Here is a 23,501-nt window from a genome sequence, read left to right on the forward strand (position 1 = left end):
AGGAACTTGAGAGGTTGCGACTAGTCGACGATCTCGGAGAGATGTTTCTTGCGTTGCACCATCCGTAGTGCTGCGTCGTACCAATGCTGTGTGCGATTGTCGTTGATGGTCTGATAGAGAGGCAAAAACGGATCATCACCTCGTGGGTTGGTACCGTAATAGATCTGCGGTAGACACGACGAATAGTGTGGCCCTGTGCATCGAATGTCGGGACACAGACAGCGGCCTTGGCTTCGTGTAGGCAGTGCCGGTAGGACGCGTTTACCTGCAGGCGCCAACGCCAATACGCCACTCGGTTTTGAAATGCTCGCAGGCAAATCTTCTTTCCCAGAGTTTATCGGTCGGAGTTGCGGTTCTTCGCCTTTACCGGTCGTCGTCTCGGCGTCTTGAACGATCGCCGTGACTAATGTTGGGGCCGGAAGACGTGCGTCCCAGGGGCCAGAGGCTGCGACGGTGTTGACCATCATTGTCACCGCGATTGCGGCAATCCATTTTTGCCTAAGCTTCATTGCACCATCCACCACAAGATCAGAAAACAAGTTCTAATTTCTTATCGGGCATACTTGGGCAGGGTCTCTGATAAAACCCGTTCCGGACTCGCAACCGGTCAAGTTCGTGCCGGTATGTTTCGTCAAGAAAGTGTTGACTTTGGGAACTTCTGTCTATTTCGTTAAAGAGTTGTACGCTGTGAACTTCGATTCAGTCTCGCCCGGTCGGTCACATCCGTCAGGCGACGTAGTGCGGAACGATCATCATGACAGCCATGACGATCATGACCGAATTCTCGATGATCGTAACAACAGACATTGGGAGATTGAATGCTGTGCCAAGGCACGCGCATTGAATCGCTTGCTTTTTGCGAACGGCGGACACAACACCGATCAATCCAACTGACATGATGATCGCGGTGGCAATATTCGCGAGTAGTAAGACGCTTTGTGTGACGAACAAGATCCCGAGAGTGACTTCGACCCACGGATAAGCTAAGGCATACGATCGTGATCGTTTCGCGATGATGTCGTATGTCGAAAACGCGTCAGCGAATTTGGAGACGTCCAAGAGCTTGAAAAACGCGAAGCTTAAGAAAAAGAACCCCATGAAGTAGCTCATGCCGAGCGACAATGTCCAAGTCCCGGACGCTTGCAATATCAGAAGTGTCGCGCCGACGACATAGGTAACGACAAGAAACAACGGCTTGTAGGTCGAGAGTTGAATTGACGGTTCTTCCTCGGCCGGTTTGATTTCCGACTTCGCAGGTGAGTCTTCTCTCACGATTTCTGCATCGAAGCCTTGGTTGCGGACAAGGGTAACGATTTCGTTTGGGTTCGTGTCATTTGCCAAGTCGACATGTAGTAGCTTTCGAGGATCGTCAAGATCGGCATGCCAGGACTTAACCCCATCGGAAGCATCCAGGTGCGGTCGGATTTTGCTCAAACAGCTGCCACATTTCATCGCTGTCGCGATTTGAATTGACATGGTTATTCCTCTTCGGTTTCTTCTGAGTGGTCGTTGACGAGCGATTGAATGATTGGGCAACCCCGAACATCTCCACGCCCCGAACATTGACAGACAAGTTCCTGAAGCGTTGTTTCCATCTGTTGAAGATCGATGATCCTTTGACGGATAGAAACCAGCTTTAGCTCAGCCAATCGTTTAACGTCGGCACGGCTTCCGGTATCACCGTCGGACAGTTTCAGCAGATCGGTGATCTCGGCCAATGTGAATCCAAGGTTTTGGGCACGCTTGATAAAGCGAATCCTTGCCGCGGTCCCAGGTGGGTATTCGCGAAACGTTGTCGAAACAGGTACAGGTTTTTGAACCAACCCTTTCCGTTCATAAAAGCGGATGGTTTCGACGTTCACTCCTGCGGCTTTGGCAACGGTTCCGATGGTTTGACGCTTCATCTATTTGTCCTCCAATGGCATTATCGACTCCGTACCACGGTACGGAGTCAAGGCTTTTCTGGAATAACTGCGCATCGCACTGTGATTGCATTCTTGACCAAAGCCTTTTGCGAGCAGTGACTACCTCTCAATTGAGTTCGCAAGACCGTGGTACGAAAGACCAACGGGACCATCCCGCTCAGGTGTACCGAACGTGTTGGACACCAATTGCAAAGGGAAAGGGTGGCGAATTGACTTCATGCCCGAAACAAATCGATCGCGATACTTTCGTCATAAATCCCGAGGCTTAGTCGCCTTCGGCATCGATTTTGCGACCGCGAGATCGTAATCCATTGCCAGTGGGATTCGATGGAATGCGACCGATGACGAACCACGATGATTAATCTTTAATGTCTGACAAGCACAACGAACACGATCGAAAAGGGGATTACGAACAGGGGAGCCTGTCTCTGCTCGGTTCGGTGTCGATGGGTACCGGAGTCATGATCGGTGCGGGAATCTTTGCGCTAACGGGTCAGATTGCCGAGCAGGCTGGTGGACTCTTTCCGCTCGCCTTCCTCTCTGCGGCGGTGGTTGCGGCCTTTAGTGCCTATTCCTACATCAAGATGGCCGAACAGTTCCCATCGGCTGGTGGGATCGGAATGTTCCTTGTCAAAGCGTACGGCAAGGGGACCGTCAGTGCTGGCATGGCACTGCTGATGTATTTCTCAATGGTGATCAACGAAAGTTTGGTCGCAAGAACATTTGGAACGTATATGTTGCAATTGTTCGATGCCCAAGACTCGAGATTCTGGGTTCCTGCTTTGGGCGTCGGATTACTGGTCGTTGTCTTCTTGATCAACATCACAAGTACGCGATTCATCGGTACATTCTCAACAGTCACCGCGGTGTTGAAAATTGGCGGGATCCTTGTCTTTGCCGCGGTTGGCATTTGGATATCGGGTTTTTCATTCGAAAATTTTGGGCCGACCGAGCGCAGTTCCACTGGAAGCTTTTTGTCAGCGACGGCGTTAGCATTGCTCGCTTTCAAGGGATTTACGACGATCACAAACAGTGGCGATGAGATTGTTGATCCAAAGAAGAACATCGGCAGGTCGATTTTAATCTCCCTGGTGATCTGCCTCGTCGTCTATCTGTTGGTCGCGATGGCGGTTGGGGGCAACCTGTCGATCGAAAAGATTATTGAGAGTCGAGACTTTGCGCTTGCCGAAGCGGCACGTCCGGCTGTCGGTCAATGGGGAACAAACTTTACTGTCGGTCTCGCAATGATCGCGACGTTTTCGGGGCTTATCGCAAGCACCTTTGCAGTATCGCGAATGCTGGCGATGCTGAGCGAAATGAAACTGGTTCCACATCGCCATTTCGGTATGCCGGGAGGCATCCAGAAGCATACCCTCGTCTACACGATTGTGTTCGCCATTCTACTGACAGTGTTTTTAGATCTATCACGGATCGCCTCACTGGGGGCGATCTTTTATATCGTGATGGACATCGCGATTCACTGGGGAGTCCTAAGGCACTTGACGGCGAAAGTCGATGCTCGGCCTGCGATCGTGATCACGGCGATCGTGTTGGATGTGATCGTGCTTGGAGCTTTCGTTCTGCTAAAGGCCCAATCGGATCAATTTGTTCTCGTCGTCGCGGGTGTTGGGATGGCCGTTATCTTCATCGGGGAGCGTTGGTTCCTTTATCGCCAACAGCAGGATTGAGTACCAGTGCCAGAAACGGTTCTTGGCAATGAGCAGATCGGCTGTGCTCGCTGTTGATGACAGAGTACCGCCACCGGATTGAGAGTAGATAAGTCTCTACTAGGAAGATTGCAGCAATTTGCCATCCGGCCAGTGATCGAGTCGCAGAACTTTCGCGATTCGTTGGTTACCATTTTCGACAGTGCCCGAGGCGGGACTCGAACCCGCACAGCCGTATCTGGCCGGGGGATTTTAAATCCCCTGTGTCTGCCAATTCCACCACCCGGGCAATTGTCGTTCTTTGGTGTCAATTCAGCCCGCGTTAGCGAGAGACTTCAGATGAGTGGCTTCTTAGCCATTGCGTCTGATGACGGTGCTGAATCTTTGTTCCGGAGTTTGCCAAGTTTTAACGCTGTGGAGACGGCTTGGCCAGGGAACTATCACCAACTTGTCGCCAATTTCTAGAGGCAGGACAGGACAATAGGTTCGTTTGGCAAAAACACTTGCTAGAGCGTTTGGCCGGAGATAGACCTCGGCCACGCCGAAACGGTGTCCGAAATCTTGCAGATAGCCGCGTATCAAGGTGATCCCGATCCGCGATTCAATAACCTAGAGAAAATAGCACCCCAGCGGTCCAAAGCGGCGGACCGCTGGGGAGCAAATGGTTGACATCCTTGTCGATAGGATCCTTCCCTTCAAAACGCATCATGCATTTTGATGACGACCGCGTCGTGCGGTCCATGTCTGTTTAACAACCTGATAAGACGCTTCGACAGCCTTACCTTGTTGGTCTACACGCGTGGCTAATTCGGCAAGACGTGACTTCATGTACGCTTGCTCGACGTGGTCCTTCGACACATCCGTTGCTGACTTGACTGGTCCCTGCATCATGGTCGCCTTTGGTCAGAATGGTGTCCGCAAAGAGTTTGCGGTTGCGAGTAGACGAAAAGTTTATGCCAAATGCGCAACACCACCAATAGCAAAATCTTACGTGTTCGTTTAATCACTCGTTGTTGTTAAAAAAGGTCATCAAGAAGACATCCTGCAATGTCGGAAACACGCAACTGTACATTTACTTTGATCTTGGCTTCAGTCCATTGGGTGTCGCTTGCGATGTTGCAGGTTCATCTGGCCAATGATGTTTCGGATAGCGGCGTTTCAATTCCTTTTTGACTTCGATGTAGGTCGTCTTCCAAAAGCTTTCCAAGTCATCGGTAATCTGTTGTGGTCGATGGTTGGGGCCGAGCAAATGTAGTTGCACATTGATCGATCCTCCTGCCAATTTTGGAGCGGACTGCCAACCAAAGATTTCTTGGATACGCACCGCAAGTACAGGTGGCTTGCCAGGTTCGTAGGTCAAGCGAATGCGATTCCCGCTGGGGACTTCGATCGATTCGGGGGCGTTTCGATCAATCCACTGTTGTTGTTCGTAGGTCAATAATCCGCGCAAGTGATCCAGCCATGCCGAGTTTTGTAGCTCTTTGAAGGACAAGCAGCTCTGGCAAAGCTGCCTCAATACGGTCTCCAAAGCGTCACTCGATCGCAGCGGAAGTGAATCCTGCGAAGCATATTCGTCAAGGAAACGCCACCGAGCCAGATAGCTCTGCAGCGCCTTTTCATTTGGAAGCACATCGTTGAGCCGCGAGTTGGCTTGGCTGAACAGGAGCTGCGCGGAATCCGCATCGGCTTTGGTGCTACACGGATTTTCGTTGATCAATAAATCGAGGATGTAGTGGCGATCTCTTGCGACGACCGATTTCATTGTGGGGTGAAAGAATTTTTCAGTCTTTTGAATCGCCCAGTGTGACGGAAACCAGGCTGGATCCACGGCAGAAGCCAACCTCACTTTTGCCTCGCTGCCTTTTCCATCAACGTTCAAACACAGAAAGAACTCGCTCGTTCGGACTGATGAAGCCGCATCCAGTTGAACGCCGCGTTTTCCTACCATGAGGCCTTTGTTGGATCCGGCTGATCGGCGACGTGCCAAGCGGTCTGGATAGGCGGTCAGGAGGGCACGGGAGAGGCGTTCTTCGATCTCCAGTTCGCTGGTTTCACTAGTCGCTTCGGCGCTGGGCGTCTGCTGGAGGATTTGCCGAGCAACCCGCGCGATCGTTTGGCTGGCTCCTCGATGAATGTCATCGTCGCGGCCGCCTTGGAGGAATCGTGTCAGCCGAACGAGTCGGTCGAAGAGATCGCTTTCAACACTGGTCTGCTTTGACATCCGATTGCCGGTTCTTTGAAACGGATCTCGTTCGGATAGGATCGCGGCGGCGAGCGCCGCTTCCTCAACACAGTTCCATTGGACTGCCGAAATCATCAACCGTCCAAGTCTGGGATGAAGCGGCAAAGAGAGTAGTTGTTCACCGACGGTTGTTAGGCGGCCATGATCGTCGATCGCGTCAAGCAAACGCAGTTGCTGTTGCGCAAGTTCGACAGCAGCTTCGTTGGGTGGCGTTACCCAAGGAAAATCGAATGTCTCTTTTTCACCCCAGCCTGCCAAGTGTAAGAGCGCCGTCGACAGATCCGTGCGAAGTATCTCCGGCGTGTTGTGCGCAGGTCGGCTTCGATCAAGTTGTTTAGGCCACAGACGAAAGCATGTTCCTGGTGCCGTTCGACCGGCTCGGCCCGCACGTTGATCGGCAGAAGCTTGCGAGATCGGTTTGATTATTAGCTTGGACAGCCCAACGCCGGTGTCGAATTCCGTCTGTCGGGCCAGTCCGGTATCGATAACACATTGCACACCGGGAATCGTGATCGACGTTTCTGCCACATTGGTCGCGAGCACAATTTTGCGTCGATCCGATGGTGCGAGCACCGCATCCTGCCGATCGGGAGGCAAGTCACCATAGAGCGGCAGAACGTCGATGGCCGCTTTGCGAGCGATTGAGTCGATCCGATCTTGGGTGCGAACGATTTCGCCAACGCCGGGAAGGAACACCAAGATATCGCCTGAGCGTTCTTGGATGGCCTGGGGCAAAACGTTGGCGACACGATCGGCAAGTTCATTCGCAGTGGGACGAACAGGCTGAAGAGACTGATCGTATTTGATTGCGACATCGAATGCCCTGCCTTCGCTTTGGACGACCACTGAGTCGTCAATCAATGATTCAATTGGCGCGGTGTCCAACGTCGCACTCATCACCAACAATCGAAGTTCGGGACGCAGCGTCGTTCGAATTCGCTGCAACATACCGAGGATCAAGTCGACTTCGACGGAACGCTCGTGAAATTCATCAATGATCACACAGCCAACGTTTTCAAGGAGCGGATCCGAGGCAAGCTGTCGAAGCAGGATGCCCGACGTCATCGAAACGAATTTCGTCGTTTTGGAAACTTGGCGGTCAAAGCGGACATGGTATCCGTAAGTCTGACCAGGGCGTTCGTCGATCAGTGAGCTAAGTCGCACTGCTGCCGCACGAGCCGCCAATCGTCTCGGTTGCAGCATCAGAACCTGCCCGAGATCGCCAACGTCGGTCTTCAAAATCGCGGGGGGAACGCCAGTCGTTTTTCCAGCCCCAGGTGGAGCACGAAGAATGACTGCTCGACCGCTAGATAGTTCACCGGTAATACGGTCGAGACAGTGTGCAATGGGAAGCGACGGCGAATCCATTCAATATTCAAACGCAGGGTTTTGAAACGATCGATGGGCAACCCGAATGGATCAATGAGTCCGTTTGGAAACAGGTCGCCGACGTTCCAAATGCAAACGAGTTTTCCTTCAAGATGCCTAGTTGGACGAAGGGATCTCTTGAAAAAGCATCGGGAGGAATTTGGGGAGATAGTCATCGCGCCAAACATCCCAATTGTGAGCACCCTCGCTTTCGACGTACTGGTGATCGACGTTCTCCGCCTGCAGCGTCTTGATGAACTGGTGGTTTCGTTCAAGCAAGAAATCTTTGTCACCGCATGCGATCCAAAACAGTTTCATTTGCTTTTTGAAACCGGCTAGATCGGTCGCGATTTCCTCCAGCGAATCGACGTTCGGGGCAGCCGAACTGAACGCTCCCGCGTATGAAAAGTCGTTGGTGCCCAAGGCGGTGCGAATGGTGTGTCCGCCACCCATCGATAAACCGGCGATCGCTCGCCCGCCAGGCGACCGGATGACACGGTAGTTTTCTTCGACCCAAGGCAGCAGGACTTCGTCGAGATCACGCACCATCTTTTCGTTATTCTGTTCACTGTATTGGCGAGCGACATTGCCATAGGGCAGTGGAACTGGGTGACCATGTGGCATCACGATCAGCATTTCATTTGCTTTGCCCTCTGCGATCAAATTGTCTGCGATGACGTTCGCACGTCCGACTTCTGTCCAAGCGGTTTGGTCATCACCGAATCCATGCAGCAAAAATAGTACGGGGTACTGGCGATCCGGATTCGCGTGGTAGCTCGGTGGCGTATAAACAACGACGTTTCGTTGATTTTCTGTAATCGGAGAATCGTAGATGTGGTGGTGCAATACGCCGTGTGGGACGGACTGAATTTGCGTCACGATTGCTGGATCACCGGGAACCTCGAAAAGGTTTTCCAGGGTATACCACTTTTTGGCCCAGCGATTTCGGATGTCCAATTGGGCCGAACCGTCGACGATCATTTTGTATTCGTAGATGCCCGGCTGGAACGTTTTCGATGTACCTACCCAGAGTCCATCTTCGTTCTTTTGAAGTTCGACCGATGACAGTTCGTCAGCGACTCGATTGATTTCGACCTTGACGGTTTCTGCCTTCGGCAGATGTGTTCGGAAAGTCACGGTGCCGTCGTCGTTGACTTGAGGCGATTGCACTCGCTGCGCATAAACATTGACGCAAGACAAACATGCAATGGCGAAGATGGCTGAGATGGTTCTCATCGATCGTCTTAGTTGAAAGAGGTGTGTGAGGTGAATGGTTCAATCAGTATCTAGTGACGCGTAGCCAGCTTGACTTTTTAGCACTGATTATCTTTTGACAAAACGAACGTTAACGGGACTGCCGATTTTGATTTCACTGCCCGTCGAAGTCAGGAGTCCTGTGTCCTGATCGATTTTCATCGAAATCACATTGCCGGTTTTTTGATTCGCGACGACAAGGAAATCTCCTGAAGGGGCGATCCCGAAACCTCGGGGAGTTTCACCGCCTGAGGAAACGTTGTCGACAAGCGAGATTGATGGGACCGATGCATCCAACTTGATGACCGCGATCGAATCGTGCCCACGATTGGAGACATACGCGAACTTTCCATTGGGGTGGAACAGGCATTCGGCGGTCGTATTGCCTTGACTGGAGGCGCCCTGGGGCAATGTCGAAATGACCTCTCCAAGAAACAGTTCGCCTTGATTCGTCGAGTATTTCAACAACGCGACTTCCGAGGTCAGTTCCAGATTGGTCAACGCATAAAGTCCGACGGGATGCAGACAGAAATGGCGCGGGCCACCACCAGCGGGTGTCTTTAGTGCATAAGGGTTTGCCGGTCGCATCTTTCCTGTTTCGGGATCAACGTCCAAAACAAGAATCTTGTCGATGCCAAGGTCCGCCACGAAAGCTTGATCGCCATTGGCTGAAAAGTTGATCGAGTGGGCGTGGGGACCTTCCTGCCGGTTTGGGTTGACGCTGCTGCCTTTGTGCTGGAAGAACGCTGTTCGCTCACCGAGTGACCCATCGGAGTTGATCGCGAAGGCCGCGCTGCTTCCGCCGGTGTAGTTCGCGACTCCGACATATTTACCGTTGGGTGAGACGGCTACATGACATGCACCCAGTCCACCCGATGGTACCGCGTTTAACTTTTCAAGAGTGCCATCCTCTTTGATCCTGTAGGAGATCAATCCGATCGTGTCAGCGTCTCCGCCCCACGCTTCCGATGCGGCATAGAGATGGTCGCCGCTGGGGGAAACCGCGACGAAGGAAGGGTTGATTGCGGCAGCGGCCAATTTGGGTTCGCCGATCGATCCGGTGCTCTCGTCGAATTCACTGACGTAGATTCCTTCGCTTGATGACCCACCCAAGGTGTAAGTCCCGAAATAGACGAAGGTTTTGGCCTGTAGCGAGGGGCAAAGACAGACCAGAGTCGACAAAGCCATCAGCGCGGCGATCACGAAACGTTGGGGACGCATGGCAGACCGGTGGGTGAGTTGAAGCTGGGAAAAGACTGGGATCGGTTGACTTGATTCACATCGTCGTCCGGCGACATCTTATCATGCGGGCATTGAAAAATCCCGAGGGTGACCAAACCGATGATACATTCGGTTGGCCGCTGGATTTGAAAAACGCATCGCAATCAGAATTCTAGATCGAGGCGACGAAATGTTGGGCAAGCTGCGATTGAATTGGGTAAACGCCATCTACAAAGCGACGATAACGACATCCATCGGATGTTTGTTCGGTTTGGTCGGGGGCGGCGGGGCTACCAATGCACAGGTCGTCGGCGTCCAAGTGACTGATGCGAAAACTGACAACGAGTCAGCTTCTAGTCAAACGCCGGCAATCAACGGTGACGAGTTGGCAGCGGAGTATTTTCGGGATCAGACCTCGCAAATCGCAAGCGGCTCACTACGAAAATTCGAATCGCTTGAGCAATGGACCCAGCAACGCGGCGAGTTCAAGGAACAATTGCTGGACATGCTGGGGCTTAACCCATTTCCTGCTAAATCTGCTCTGAACGCGGCCGTCACTTCGACCCACGAAGCGGACGGTGTCGTTGTCGAAAATGTGCAGTTTCAATCGTTGCCGGGTTTGTACGTTACTGGCAACTTCTATCGTCCCGCAAAACAGCAAGGACCCTTGCCAGCCGTTTTGTACGTTTGTGGTCACGGCCGTGAAGTCAAAGACGGCGTCAGTCTTGGTAATAAGACTCACTACCAGCACCATGGCGGATGGTTCGCACGGAACGGATACGTTTGTTTGACTATCGATACGATTCAGCTTGGCGAAATCGAGGGCGTGCACCATGGCACCTACCGTAAAAAGATGTGGTGGTGGAACAATCGAGGCTACACCCCGGCGGGTGTCGAAGCGTTCAACTGTGTCCGTGCGCTGGACTACCTACAGTCGCGTCAGGAAGTCGAGGGGGATCGCATCGGGGTTACCGGGCGCAGCGGAGGCGGCGCCTATTCATGGTGGATCGCGGCAATTGACGAACGTATCAAAGTTGCCGTCCCCGTCGCAGGGATCACGAATATGGTCAACCACGTCGTTGATGGATGTGTCGAAGGTCATTGCGATTGCATGTACATGGTGAATCGGTTCCGATGGGACTTTTCGAAAGTTGCCGCCCTTGTAGCGCCACGCCCGTTATTGATCAGCAATACCGACAGTGATCGAATCTTTCCGCTTGACGGTGTCGTGGACTTGCACGCTGATGTTCGCCACATCTATGAACTGTATGATTCGGAAACCCATTTGGGGCTTCATCTGACGCAGGGGCCGCACAAGGATACGCAGGAGCTAAGAGTCGGAGCGTTTCGCTGGTTGAATCGGTTTTTGCGTGATGACGATTCATTGATCCAAGACGTCGCGACGCCCTTGTTCAAGCGTGAACAACTGAAAGTATTTGATCAATTGCCAAGTGACGAACAGGTCACGTCCATCCACGAAACCTTTGTTCCGAAGGTGGACGAAGGTCTGGATGTGGAATCTGTTGCGGCTGTCAATAACGTCATCGCTGGTCTGCGGTCGATGACGTTCAACGGTTGGCCCAAAGATGAAACGCCGCTGGATATTCAGGAGGTCACGTCGGAGAATGCGGCTGCCGATTGTCGAGTGCTTGAGTTCTCGTCGCAGCATCCTTATCGCTTGACCGCGTACGTCATTTGTCGTGCTAAGGATCGAGATGCACCGACCGAGATCACGGTGCTCGATCAACAGAGCTACCAAGCGTACGCACCGGCTCTTGCTGCCTTGTTTCCTGGTCAGTTGGCCGGTGTGAAACCGGATCCAGAGAAGGTGCAGCAATTCGTTGATGAATCATGCTCGTGCAATCAAGCGTTTTTGATCCCGCGAGACGTTGGCCCAACGCGAGCCTCCGAAGACGATCGTGGTCGGACCCATATGCGCCGCAGGTACATGCTGCTTGGCCAAACGCTATTTGGGATGCAGATCTATGATGTTGTTCGGGGCATTGAAGCTCTTCGCGAATTCGAGCCACTGCGTTCAAGTTCGATCATTATCGGCGGCGAAGGTGATGCCGCAGTGCTGGCAGCCTATGCCTCATTGATGTCGAAAGGTGTCGGGTATTTTGGGAGTGCGGATCTTCCGAAAAGCAATCGTGACGCACCCGATCTATTGAATGTCAGTCGTGTGATTGAATTGGTGGATGTGCAGAAGATTGTCGAGTCGTCTCATTGGCCGCGGACGGAGTCGACGAGCGATTGAGTTTTTTGAGACACGCAACCGCGGCTAACGCCGTTGCGGCTCATGTTGGTGTTTTAATAACCGTGGCTAGTGCCGATGCGGCTGATGTTGTTGGACTGAGCCGTGATCGCGCTAGCGACGGTTTCTTGGAGTATTGCGCGTTGGCAGGCGGAGCCTGCGAGACATCACATGCGAGGCAGGAGCCTCGCACGAGCGTGTAGAGGAGATCGGTTAAGGCACGCAACCGCGGCTAACGCCGATGCGGCGGATGTTGGTGTCCCAACCGCGGCTAATGCCGATGCGGCTCATGTTGTTGTACTGAGCCGTGATCGCGCTAGCGACGGTTTCTTAAAACACCACGCAAGCGGCAACCCGACATTGCGATCCAACTCAGTCTTCCATCAACAAAACACGCAGTTGCTCGACGGCTTGGTCGACTTTGTCAGCTTCGACGGCGGCTTGTAGTGTTGTGAGGCGAAGCATCCGCCGAATATCGGGGTTTTCGACTTCTCGTGCGACATCCGAAAGCACGTCGACGAGCACTTCTTTCGGGAGCCCGCGAGCGATTTCGATCGCGGCTTTCGCGGTTTGCAACCGCATTTCTCGATGACGCTGATCCATCATTTTCGCCTGCTCGCGTTCTCGCATTTCGGCATGTTCACGCTCGCGCATCTCGCGTTCATGCATTTCTTTACGACGGACATCGAGTTCTTTTTCGTGGTGACGCTGATCCTCGAGATGACGTTCCATCTTTTCGACTTCTTCACGCAATCGATTGCGATGCTGTTCAAGCTCGCGCACTTCGTTTTGCATCGCTTCAAGGTGACGACGTTGTTCCTGCGATTCGCGCTCGATCCGATGTCGTTGCTCGTCACGTTCGCGCGCATGTTCTTCGACGATTCTTCGAAGCTCGCGCGGATCCATCAACTGCGGACGGTTTCCCCGTTCGTTTGGTGGCGTGATTTGATCACGTGCCGAGGGACGGTCTGTTGGAGGACGAAGGGCGGGCGGACGATCAGGATTCGCAGGGCGTCGCTCGCCTTTCTGTTCAAAGATGACTTGTTCGACGTCGTTGAAGGGAGAGTCAACCAATGGCTGAAGTGTCGGCTCGTCTGCTAACGCGGTCGACCCCGCCAGGATGGTTGACGCGAAGAGCGTATTGGAAAGTAGCAATCGGATTGACTTTGCAGTATTCATCGTCGTTGAACCGTGGAGGGAAGGGGAACCGCGGAGGAAGGAAGATACGATGTCTCGCCAGACCGGCGCAATCTCAGGCGATACCGTGATTGCGGACTGTGAGTGAACGCAACATCCATTGAAAAGCGTTCGCTCTTACCAAGGCAATGGGAGAGCATTGTTGAACTCTATCTTAGCGTTTGCGTCGTGCAGACGCAGTGAACGACAACCGCTACCGGCGTCGCTACGCCAGCATGGCGGCGCTACAGGCCTTTGCCCACTTTTGATGAAAGGTTCCCAGTTTTTCGTTGGTTGGCTTCTCCAGTTCGATCGAAGAGCACAAACCGACAACACGATCAATATCGTTCCAAAGGTGTTCTGAAACCAGCGAAGGGATTTCGCGAAGCACCTGATCGATCGAGTGGGCGTGCTGAAGTTCTTCTTGTAGCACGTCCAGCAGGGGAGCACACCAAGAATCGATCGCCACAGCGGATGCGCCCAGAGCGATCAGTTTGGCAATGTCGTCTGCGGAGATTTCACCCGGAACGACCCAGAGGGGAAGTTCACTGAGATTGTTTCGGCGAAGGAATTTTCGAGTGCTCGCGACGATCGCCGCGATTTGTAAACCTTCGAATTCCGGATGATCGCAACGTAGGAATAAGCCATCGGGGACGGCAGCGGTTGCCGCCGCCAGTTGTTCCTCAAGACGATAGGCATTGACCGAGACGAATACGGCCGAGGTCGGTGCCAAGCGCCGAAGTTGCTGCAGTTTATTCTTGGCTTGTTCGGCGGTGATGATGTCGGCTGGGAATGTCGACGCAGCGACATAGCCACCGCCAGAGATTGGACTGTCGGATTCCGAACGTTCCCAACGTTGCATCTGACGAGGTGAGTATGCAAATCGTCCCGACGGATCGCGGGCAGGTGCCAACCTGACGTCGATCAGTTTGGCGTGATCAAAATCATCGGTGGTGAAACCGTATCGTTCTGCTCGATAAGGGGCGATGCGAGGCAAGAATGATTGACGATCGGTGGAATCGGGTTCTTCGCCGTTTTCAATGGGCCAAAACAATTCGCCGGGTTCACCATCCGTTTCCGAAAGGTCACGGCGCAAGGCCGAAACCACGATTTCTAAATTGGCGACCGAAGCGGCAAGTCGGCTCGCGATGATTGGCGGAAGATCTATCCAAGGCGGTTCGTACCAAAACAGCGGTCGAGTGATATCAACCGCAACATCATCGACGCGGCGTATGTTGGTTCGCGAAGACGACAAGCGACTCGTGGTCCACACTTCGTTCGATTTAGGTGGTAGCAGGTGGAGCCCAGCGAAACGGTCCGCGCTCATAGTCGATACTCAGAAAAGTGCGTTGGGCTGATAGGTTCGGCAAGTGCGTTCGGCTAGCGCCAATTGGGGACAACTTCGCCGCGAGCGGATCGTTCGGCATCGAGCTTTGCGATCGGTATGATTCGCTGAAAATCTGACGCATCGCCTCGGATGCCCGCGCTGATCAACAGCAGCCCAAGTTGGACTTCTTGTTTCTTGCGCAGTTTGGTCTGCGTGACACCGGGAGCCAAGCTGGCGGCTTTGCCACGAATGAAAACCGCAACGTCGCTCAAGGGGTCGCCGAGATTGATTCCCGCATCGCCACCGATCACGATCGTTCCACCGATCGCCCCCAAGCCGACTTCGTTACCAACGCTGCCACGGACGAACAAGCCACCGCCACGCATTGCCGCGCCGGCTCGGTCACCGGCAGAACCATAGATGGCCAACGTTCCGCCGGTCATCGCGGTTCCTGCGGCATGACCGGCGTTGCCTCGGATTCGCACCGAGCCACTGGCCATGCCTTCGCCGACCCCATGGCCAACATTGCCAAAGACTTTGACGACGACTTGTCGGTGATGGGCAAAAGCGTAGTCACCTAGCGAGCCATTGACGCGAAGCTTACTGGGATGATCGAGCCGCATCAAAGCGGAATGTTGCCCGTCGGCGTCGTCGATTTCGACGCGTGGAAGTTTATCATCGCGGTCATCAACCGGGATCGAATGGATGCGGCTGCGTAGTTCCGCATCGGTCAGTTTCAGCATCGAGAAGCGCATGCCTTCGGGGGATAGCAAGTCGCGGGACTCGCTATCGAAGACGGCTTCGGTGTCGCTCTTGATCTCGGTTTCGGAGTCAAGAGGCGAGCTGCTAAATGGCTTCGGGCCGGATGGTTTTGGTACGTGCGGCATGGATCACTCGTCGAACGATATGTTCCAGTTTAACTGCTGCAGCGTCTCCTGCCTGCAATACTTCGCTGTGATCGGCCACAATCGCGCGATCCGGGTCCGCTACATTGCTGACAATAGATAGCGCAAGCACCTCAATCCCGGCATTTGCCGCAACCAATACTTCCGGAACCGTACTCATCCCGACCACATCAGCGCCAATGCGTCGCATCATGCGATACTCAGCACGGGTTTCGTAGGTCGGCCCCAGGGTTGCTAGGTAGGTCCCTTGGGTCGCCGAAAAGCCGTGTGCCCGCGCGGCCGCGAGGGCAATTATGGCAAGTTCGGGGCTGTAGACGCTTTGGCAACGACGCAGCGATTGGCCATTAGCATTGTCTTTGCGATCGGGCGGAAAGAATTCACCGCGATGGTGCAGCCAATTGATGTGATCGGTGATCACGAGCAAATCACCTACCCGCAACTTTGGATTGACGCCACCGGCAGCGTTGCTGGCGATCAACCGCTTGATGCCAAGCTGTGCCATGACTTCGATCGGAAACGCCACTTGCGGATTGGTCCATCCTTCGTAGCGATGAAGTCGTCCCGCCATGGCGATGATGGGGCCGCCTTGAAGCGTTCCGATAATCAGCTGCCCACGATGGCCGCTTGCGGTCGAATGGCCAAAACCGGGGATGTCCGAAAAAGGGATCGCCGTTGGGCTTTCGATCTTGTCGGCAAGCGAACCGAGTCCGCTGCCAAGAACGATTCCGGTGAAGTCGTTTCCGGCACTGTTTCCGGCACTGAACGTTTCCGCCTGGCAACGGCTACGAACGAAGTCCGCGGCGCGGTTGGCGTCATCCGATCGATCGGTCGACTGATTCATGTTTACTTGATCACCTCGTTTGCCGGCATCGCCAAAAGATAGGTCGGTCATGCGATCCGAACTTGTCCGACTTCGGCAACCACATCGCTCACAATTCGTTGCAGGCGAGGTGCGGCCTCGTTCGCCGTCGCAATGATCTCTTCGACGTTGGCTTCTTGAAGTGAATCGGGGAGGCACATGTCGGTGATCACGCTAAGCCCCAGAGTCTTCAGGCCACAATGCGCAGCGACGATCGTTTCTGGCACGGTGCTCATCCCAACAACGTCCGCCCCGATGGTTCGTAGGAACCGATACTCGGCACGTGTTTCTAAGTTCGGGCCTGCGACCGCGACGAAGACGCCGCGGTGGAGATGGATATCGGCGCGACGACCGATAGCGATTGTGCGGTCGATCCAGGTGGGGTCGTAGGGAGCCGACATATCAGGGAACCGCGGTCCGAGTCGGTCGTCGTTGATACCGATCAGCGGATTATCGCCCATCAGGTTGATCTGGTCATCGATCACCATGATGTCGCCTGAGTTGTAGTAGGGGTTCAATCCACCACAGGCGTTGCTGACGATCAGAAGTTCCGCACCGAGGCGTTTGAAAACGCGGACGGGCAGTGTGATCAATTTCAGCGGATAGCCTTCGTACATATGGAAGCGTCCTTCCATCGCAACGATCGGAACGCCAGCGAGGTATCCACAAACCAATCGTCCGCGATGGCTAGTCGCGGTCGATTTCAGAAAGTGTGGGATTTCGTCGTAGTCGATCGATGCTTTGACGTCGATCTGTTCGACCAAGTTTCCCAGCCCGGTTCCCAGGATGATCGCAACCTTCGGTGTTTCCGGGAATACAGCGGAAATGGCTTTCGCCGCATCTTCGATTTTGTCAAACAGGTCTAACATGCCAAGTTGAATCGTAGGTGTACTGGATTGTGGATCGCGCCCCTATCATCGGCTCATTTGCATGTCGTGGCGAGGGGGCAATAAACGCAGGTGCGAAGTCCATTTCATTGCCGTGCAATCGTGGGTGAATTGACTGGCCATTTGTCGGGGAGCGGGCACGTGAATGGACATTTGAATCGCCAAAGTAGTGTCGTACAGCCGTGACGATCGGAACTGCCCGAACCACCGGCACAATTGAAGTGGGATCAGGGGGGCTGAGTAAAAATGTTGCACTTAAACCGGTGAGTCAACATTGGGAAAGTCGATAGCCACTTCTGCACGAAGACCATGGGTCAGTGATCCACTGGAAACGTGACGTGTATGCCGCTGTTCGATCAGATGTGTCGGCGGGTGATGATCTTTCGAAGACATCAATAGGCAAGTGCCCACCGGCACAGCTGACCACTATGGCTGATCGAAACGCGGCAAGCGCGACTGGCAAGACCCTTCCAAATTTTGTTCATGGAGAATCACGATGCGTCGTGTAATCGTACCAGCTCTGTTGGCCATCGTTTTGGCCGCAGGATCGTCTGCCAACGCTAACGCGTTTGGCCTGTTTAGCAAATTGTGTAACAACGGCTGTGACACTTGTTGTGATGTCGAGCCAACTTGTGGCTGTGAAGCACCGGTTGATTGCGGATGTGCAATGGAACCAGCTTGCGGTTGCGAAGTCGCTGCACCAACTTGCGGATGCGAAGTTGTTGATCCTTGCTGCGACAGCGGTTGCGGCAAAGTTCGTGGTGGCCTGTTGGCCAAATTGTTCGGCAAACGCGGTTGCGGTTGCGATTCGATCTGCGAGCCAGCTTGCGGATGCGAAGTTGCTGCTCCTTGCGGATGTGCTGCTGAACCAGCATGCGGATGCGAAGTTGCTGCTCCTACTTGTGGATGCGAAGTCGTTGATCCTTGCTGCGGACCAAAGCACAAGCCATTCGGTTTGCTGAAGAAGTTGTTCAGCTGCAAGTCTAGCTGCTGCGACAGCGGTTGCGCTTCGGCTTGCGAGCCAACTTGTGGCTGCGAAGTCATCGAACCAGCTTGCGGTTGCGAAGTTGCTGCTCCCGCTTGCGGCTGCCACTAGTAACTTGATCGAGTTGCTTCGGTCGGGTCAATAATTCCTCGAGGAGTTCCCGCCTAGCACCCAAGTTCAATGATCGTCCACTGCTTGATGCTTCTCCCTGACAAGCAGTGACGATCGTGCATCGCTCCGAGCTGTGACGCTGACCTAAGCGAAATCTCGAAAGCCCCGGTGATCAATCTGGTCACCGGGGCTTTTTGCTATTTGAGGCTCTTTTCAATTGATCGACAGCCTGTGACCGCCGGCAACCTGGCTGAATAAAACGTCAGTCGGCAATCCCAAACGTTTCAGCAGCCAACGCGTCCAATTCGGATAACTTGAATCGCACGCTAATGATGTACGGCGGTTCGCCCTGATCCCAATGTCCGTAGGTCGTTGTCACAATGGTATCGTCGGGGAGCACTTCGACACCTGGATAGGCCGTGTCGTACGATTTAGTGTTGTCTTTAAGGCGAACAAAGTAATCGCCGTTGGTTCCGTCAATCAGATCGTCCCAGGAACCGACCCAAGCGACCCAGTCGCCTTCGAACGGTCGTGATCGCTGATCTTTCTTAGCAGAGATGCAGCGATAGCTGACAACCAACCGACCGTCATCGGTATATTTTCCGGTGTGACGATCGCCTGTCAAAACCAGTGGAAGCTCTTTGGGCGAAGTCCAAGTTTTGCCCTCGTCATCAGAGATGATCAGGTGTGAGTTTTTATTTCGGGAGTTTTCTCTTAACAAAACCGCCAGACGTTTGCCGTCGGGGGAACGAATGCAGCCCGGTTCGCAAAGATGGATCTGGGAAGACTGATAGACCGATTCGGGGTCGGACCAGGTCAGGCCGCCATCGTCCGAAAAGGTTTTGTAGAGTGTGAAGACACCGGTGCGTTCTCCGTCCTTTGTGAAAAAGCGTCCGTCATCGTGAAACATCGCCATGTAGTGGCCTGGACCGGTTGAGAGCTTTTCAACAAACCCCATCACGACGATGCCGCCCCAATCGCCTACCTGACGAAGTGGACTCCAGGTTTTGCCATCGTCTTCTGAAACAGCCAACCGGGCCGGATAAAGTCCGCTCCACATGATGATGCGTTTCTTTCCAGACGCATCAACAACGCGATGAAGCGTAGGAACCTCGCGAGAGGTTGACCAATTGTCAGGCGTTGGCAATCGTTCGCCCCAAGTCTTTCCACCATCGCTACTGCGTCGATAAACGATGGGCCCCGCGCCATGGCCTTTGGGATAGACGCATAAGATGGTTTTGCCATCCTCCAGCAAGCATGTTGTCGGATGACCGAGGTATTGTCCTGCTTCGCGATCGACGATGACTTGTCGGTCTTTTTGTTGATCGAGATCAAGCGTCACGACTGTCGTTTCAGCTTGTTTGGAATCCTCGGACTTTGGGCTTTTATGAGCAGCCACGAATCCTTCTTCGATCAAGAACTGGTCTAGCAGCGCGATGGAGTTGGCATAGCTTGAGTTGTCACCACGGCCATAGTTGAAGAAGCCATGTCCATATCCTTCAAACCCAACCAGTTTGGACTGAGCACCGGATTGCCGAAGCTTTTGATGAAACATCTCTACCGTCCAAAACGGGACCGTTGTGTCGGCTTTGCCATGAAAGATGATCGTTGGCGGATGCTTTTCGCTAACCTGGTGGTAGGGCGAAAGCTGAACCGGTTCAACGCCCATGCGTTCTGGCAGTTCACGAATTTTGTCCTCGTCCAATGGGTATTGTGTATCAACTTTTCCCAGGATCACTGCGGGGTTAAATAGTGCCAGCGCGTTGGGTCGACTGCTAACGCTGGCATCCTCGGCGGGCTCATCAAAGCCGTTGATCATTTCCGTGCACGCGGCTACGTGTCCTCCTGCCGATCCGCCTGCGGCAACGATGTGATCAGGATCGACCTTGAGTCGCTTTGCGTTTTGACGAACCCATCGAATTGCGGATTTGCCATCGCTGACACAAGCAACCGCTTTGGTTCCCTGTCGACTGGACACACGGTATTCAGCCGTGATCGCGACCATGCCTCGGGCGGAAAGGTATTTGCAATGTTCTAGAAACTGTGCGGGAGTTCCGCTTCGCCAGCCACCGCCGAAGAAAAACACGATCGCGGGACGATTGTCGTCCGAGACGCTCGAATCGGGCTCAAATACGTAGGCCTTTAACTCGACAGCATTTCCATCGGCGTCGGTTGTCGTCTTGTAAATTTCGACTTCTGCACCAGCTGCTCGAAGTTGATCATCCGCACGTTGCATTTGATCATTGCTGTTGTCCTGTGCTCGCGAAACGCAAGGCGATAGGACAATGATAATCCCAAGGGTCAAACCGGTGGCAAGTCGGCGGGCGTAGTGGAACAGCATGGCGGAGGGTGGGGTGGTGGGCAGGGAATTCGAAGGCGGCAACATTTGAAATTGGCGTCTTCAAAAATGGAGAAATCTGAGGACCGAGAATTTCAGATAGAGAGCGATTCAAATACTGGGCAATTGGAAGGTTGCCTCGAACGACGGTGGCTTCGTCAATCGATTAGTATATCCCCGATCGGCAATGGGGTGTCGGACGCGACGATGATCGCATTGCGACGAACCTTGCTACACCAAGTTGACATTGGAACCAGCTTACCCCCGAGGCGAACGTGCGACTTCCAACGACGATGATTTTCATGCTGCTGTGTTTGACAGTGTCGATCGCAGGTGCAGATGACACGCCAGCGGATCAGGCGACAGGCAACACCTTTACATCAGCGGATTGGTGGGAAACGCTCGATGGTCGTCCCGTCACCGAGTCGTGGGAATTCAGCGAGAACGAAATTCGTTTACAAAACCCACGGGGCGGAAAAGGAAGTTTGATATCGCCGCCACTGCCTTCGAACTTCGTGTTGTCTTGGAAATGGAAGATCGAAGATCGGTGCAACACGGGTGTGAAGTACCGTGTTCGTCGATTCGGCGATCATCTGTTTTCCAACAGCTACCTGGGGATCGAATATCAAATCATTGACGAGAAATCGGGTGATGGTTCAAAGGGCAGTACCGCAAGTATCTATGACTTGGTTGCTCCGAACCCGGACAAGGTGCTTCATCCGGCAGGGGAATGGAACGAGTCGAAAGTGGTCGCCAATGGCAATCAGTTGCGGCACTACTTGAATGGTCAATTGGTTGCCGAAGCGATAACGGAGGGACCGAGTTGGGACCTGAGTATCGCGCTGAGCAAGTTTTATGGCTCCGCACGGTTTGGAATGCCGGGTGATCAGGATCGAATCATGTTGACCGATCATGGCGGCAAAGCGGTCTATCGAGACTTTCAATTTGTTTCGATCTCCGATCCTATCGAATCGCAAGTCCGAAGTGCGTCGGGCCCATCCTTAGGAAACGGAATCAAGAACAGTTGGGCCGATCAAAATTCCATTGTGATTTGGACCAGGACAACTGCGCACAAGGAAATGGCATCCGACGGAACACCTTTCATTTCGTTGACCGCGTTAGAGGCAAATCGGCTATCCAAGAGTACTGACCAAGAAGCGATTCATGCGGCGCAGATTCCCGAAGGCAAACCGTTGGATGAAATGTTTGGAGCCTGCCCTGCGATGCCCGGAAAGGTGCGTCTGACATACTTTCCAGAAAAGCAACGCTACAACATGCGGACGACATCATGGAAAACGACTTCGCTCGAAAGCGACTGTACCGCACAGTGGGTATTGGAAGACTTAAAGCCCGGTACCAAGTACGCTGTCGTTGTTGAAGCAAGGCCGGTCGATGGCGACTATGCCAGTGACGTGATTCGGGGTGCGTTCGAAACCGCACCGCCGGATGATGCTGACAAGTCCGTCAAGTTCTGTTTCACAACCTGTCACGATTTCATTCGACGAGACGATGGGATGCGGGGACACAAGATCTATCCGGTGATGCGATCGATGAATCCGGATTTCGTCGTTCACGCGGGAGACATCGAGTACTACGACAAGGCCGACCCGTGGGCGATGACGTTGCCTTTGATGCGTTTCAAGTGGGGACGTATTTTCGCACTGCCCAGTAATCGTGATTTCTATTCAAACACCACCAGCTACTTCTTGAAAGACGACCATGACACATTAAAGAACGATTGTTGGAAAGGCCAACGTTACGGAACTGTCACGTTCGACGAAGGAGTGCGACTTTTCAACGAAGAGCAATTTCCATCGCATCCGACGCGATACAAGTCGGTGCGTTGGGGCGATGCGCTAGAAATCTGGTTGCTAGAAGGACGTGATTTTCGAAGCCCGAACAATATACCCGACGGGCCTGACAAAACGATCCTTGGTGAAGAGCAGAAAGCGTGGCTACTGCAAACCCTTCGTGATAGTGATGCAACATTCAAGGTGATTTGCAGTCCAACCCCGATCGTCGGACCGGACCGCAAGAATAAGCACGACAATCACGCCAACGAGGTTTTTGAATTCGAAGGAAACCAAATTCGAAAAGCGTTGTCAGAGCTGGAAAATGTAATTGTCCTGTGTGGCGACCGGCACTGGCAATATGCATCGACCGATCCAGAGACTGGCCTTTGGGAATTTGGTTGTGGTCCCGGTAGCGAGAAGCACCAATTGGGTTGGAAAGAAGGTGACGAACGACCGATGCACCAATTTCTAAGGGTGGCCGGTGGATTTTTGTCAGGGCAAGTTCGCTATCAGGACGGCGAACCGACATTGACGCTAAAACATCGCACCGTCACCGGGGATGAAGTCAGTCGATTCACGTTTCCAGTTGAACCACAGCCAGTCAAACCACAGCCAGTTCAGCCGAAGGAAAAACAGGAATAACTATTCCGCTGATGTAGTGTCTGCAGGCGTCTGCGGTGCTGCCGCAGGTGCCTGCACCGGTGGCAATGTTTGAAGGTTTTGCATTTTGTTATCCAAGTTTTGTTTCGCTTCTTGGATCAACTCGTTGGCATCGTTTTGAGCGTCTGCAATCTGCGCTTCGGCGTTTTCTTTCGCATCGGCAATCGTTTCCAAAGCATCTTCTTCGGCGTCCGAAACCATTTCTGCTGCTTCTTGCCGCGCGTCTTCAAGCTGCTCTTGTGCTTGCTGTGCTTCACCAAGTGGGCTGTCGGGGTCAGCACCGCAGCCTGAGATGGCGATGGCTGTGCTGGCAATAAGAACGCTGCTAATAAGAATTGCGAAGTAGGGCTTCATCAGACGTCCTAAGGATTCATGGTTGTTGCAAAAGTACTAGGGCAACACCCGAGTACGAAGCTCTCGATGAAGCCTTTTGGTGAAGCAACTGCTATACCAATCCAATACACGCCCGGACTATTCGCCGCTTACTGGTCGAAAAGCGTTCGCCGAGCCAACGAATAACCGGCATTGG

At 53.4% G+C, this 23,501-nt stretch carries 18 protein-coding genes and 1 tRNA gene; 4 read left to right on the plus strand and 15 right to left on the minus strand.

Features of this window, described 5'->3' with window-relative positions; all coding sequences use genetic code 11:
* Positions 1-20: 20 nt before the first annotated feature.
* From LOC67_RS12475 to LOC67_RS12485, 3 genes are all read right to left on the minus strand, one after another.
* A complete protein-coding gene (locus tag LOC67_RS12475) occupies positions 21-509 on the minus strand; it encodes a hypothetical protein (protein ID WP_230262935.1) in 489 nt (162 codons plus the stop codon).
* A 217-nt stretch (positions 510-726) separates the two neighbouring features.
* Complete coding sequence (locus LOC67_RS12480; RefSeq protein WP_230262936.1) at positions 727-1,476, minus strand: heavy-metal-associated domain-containing protein; 750 nt, start codon at positions 1,474-1,476, stop codon at positions 727-729.
* A 2-nt stretch (positions 1,477-1,478) separates the two neighbouring features.
* Complete coding sequence (locus tag LOC67_RS12485) at positions 1,479-1,904, minus strand: MerR family transcriptional regulator (RefSeq protein ID WP_230262937.1); 426 nt, start codon at positions 1,902-1,904, stop codon at positions 1,479-1,481.
* A 389-nt stretch (positions 1,905-2,293) separates the two neighbouring features.
* On the opposite strand from LOC67_RS12485, the gene LOC67_RS12490 reads away from it, so the two are divergent.
* Positions 2,294-3,613, plus strand: coding sequence for an APC family permease (locus LOC67_RS12490; protein WP_230262938.1), 1,320 nt, complete (start codon positions 2,294-2,296; stop codon positions 3,611-3,613).
* Positions 3,614-3,795: 182 nt separating this feature from the next.
* On the opposite strand, the gene LOC67_RS12495 is transcribed toward LOC67_RS12490, so the two are convergent.
* The 5 genes from LOC67_RS12495 to LOC67_RS12515 form a co-directional block, all read right to left on the minus strand.
* A tRNA-Leu gene (locus tag LOC67_RS12495) sits at positions 3,796-3,881 on the minus strand.
* A gap of 416 nt (positions 3,882-4,297) precedes the next feature.
* Entirely contained in the window at positions 4,298-4,483 is a 186-nt protein-coding gene (locus LOC67_RS12500; RefSeq protein ID WP_230262939.1) for a hypothetical protein, read from the minus strand.
* A 181-nt stretch (positions 4,484-4,664) separates the two neighbouring features.
* Complete coding sequence (gene hrpB / locus LOC67_RS12505) at positions 4,665-7,202, minus strand: ATP-dependent helicase HrpB (protein ID WP_230262940.1); 2,538 nt, start codon at positions 7,200-7,202, stop codon at positions 4,665-4,667.
* 117 nt (positions 7,203-7,319) lie between these two features.
* On the minus strand, positions 7,320-8,438 hold the full coding sequence (locus LOC67_RS12510; RefSeq protein ID WP_230262941.1) for an alpha/beta hydrolase-fold protein: 1,119 nt from the start codon (positions 8,436-8,438) through the stop codon (positions 7,320-7,322).
* A gap of 87 nt (positions 8,439-8,525) precedes the next feature.
* Positions 8,526-9,677, minus strand: a complete 1,152-nt coding sequence (locus tag LOC67_RS12515) for a lactonase family protein (protein ID WP_230262942.1) — start codon at positions 9,675-9,677, stop codon at positions 8,526-8,528.
* 190 nt (positions 9,678-9,867) lie between these two features.
* On the opposite strand from LOC67_RS12515, the gene LOC67_RS12520 reads away from it, so the two are divergent.
* A complete protein-coding gene (locus LOC67_RS12520; RefSeq protein ID WP_230262943.1) occupies positions 9,868-11,934 on the plus strand; it encodes an alpha/beta hydrolase family protein in 2,067 nt (688 codons plus the stop codon).
* A gap of 369 nt (positions 11,935-12,303) precedes the next feature.
* On the opposite strand, the gene LOC67_RS12525 is transcribed toward LOC67_RS12520, so the two are convergent.
* The 5 genes from LOC67_RS12525 to LOC67_RS12545 form a co-directional block, all read right to left on the minus strand.
* Positions 12,304-13,110 (minus strand): hypothetical protein, encoded by an 807-nt coding sequence (locus tag LOC67_RS12525; protein WP_230262944.1) that lies wholly within the window; start codon positions 13,108-13,110, stop codon positions 12,304-12,306.
* A gap of 223 nt (positions 13,111-13,333) precedes the next feature.
* Positions 13,334-14,380 (minus strand): hypothetical protein, encoded by a 1,047-nt coding sequence (locus LOC67_RS12530; protein WP_230262945.1) that lies wholly within the window; start codon positions 14,378-14,380, stop codon positions 13,334-13,336.
* 107 nt (positions 14,381-14,487) lie between these two features.
* Positions 14,488-15,321 carry a tributyrin esterase gene (locus LOC67_RS12535; RefSeq protein WP_230262946.1) on the minus strand — a complete coding sequence of 278 codons (834 nt, stop codon included), beginning with the start codon at positions 15,319-15,321 and terminating at the stop codon, positions 14,488-14,490.
* Complete coding sequence (locus LOC67_RS12540; protein ID WP_230262947.1) at positions 15,281-16,231, minus strand: purine-nucleoside phosphorylase; 951 nt, start codon at positions 16,229-16,231, stop codon at positions 15,281-15,283. The genes LOC67_RS12535 and LOC67_RS12540 overlap by 41 nt, the downstream gene beginning before the upstream one ends.
* Positions 16,228-17,067 (minus strand): purine-nucleoside phosphorylase, encoded by an 840-nt coding sequence (locus tag LOC67_RS12545; protein WP_230262948.1) that lies wholly within the window; start codon positions 17,065-17,067, stop codon positions 16,228-16,230. The genes LOC67_RS12540 and LOC67_RS12545 overlap by 4 nt, the downstream gene beginning before the upstream one ends.
* A gap of 635 nt (positions 17,068-17,702) precedes the next feature.
* On the opposite strand from LOC67_RS12545, the gene LOC67_RS12550 reads away from it, so the two are divergent.
* The gene (locus tag LOC67_RS12550) at positions 17,703-18,047 is read left to right on the plus strand and encodes a hypothetical protein (RefSeq protein ID WP_230262949.1); all 345 of its coding nucleotides are present in this window, start codon (positions 17,703-17,705) and stop codon (positions 18,045-18,047) included.
* A gap of 396 nt (positions 18,048-18,443) precedes the next feature.
* On the opposite strand, the gene LOC67_RS12555 is transcribed toward LOC67_RS12550, so the two are convergent.
* Positions 18,444-20,567, minus strand: a complete 2,124-nt coding sequence (locus LOC67_RS12555) for an alpha/beta hydrolase fold domain-containing protein (RefSeq protein ID WP_230262950.1) — start codon at positions 20,565-20,567, stop codon at positions 18,444-18,446.
* Positions 20,568-20,794: 227 nt separating this feature from the next.
* Here LOC67_RS12555 and LOC67_RS12560 point away from each other — a divergent pair, with 227 nt between their 5' ends.
* Positions 20,795-22,954, plus strand: a complete 2,160-nt coding sequence (locus tag LOC67_RS12560; protein ID WP_230262951.1) for a family 16 glycoside hydrolase — start codon at positions 20,795-20,797, stop codon at positions 22,952-22,954.
* On the opposite strand, the gene LOC67_RS12565 is transcribed toward LOC67_RS12560, so the two are convergent.
* On the minus strand, positions 22,955-23,326 hold the full coding sequence (locus tag LOC67_RS12565; protein WP_230262952.1) for a hypothetical protein: 372 nt from the start codon (positions 23,324-23,326) through the stop codon (positions 22,955-22,957). It abuts the gene before it with no gap.
* Positions 23,327-23,501 lie beyond the last annotated feature (175 nt).

It is taken from the genome of Stieleria sp. JC731 (assembly GCF_020966635.1).
In the GTDB taxonomy this organism is placed as follows: domain Bacteria; phylum Planctomycetota; class Planctomycetia; order Pirellulales; family Pirellulaceae; genus Stieleria.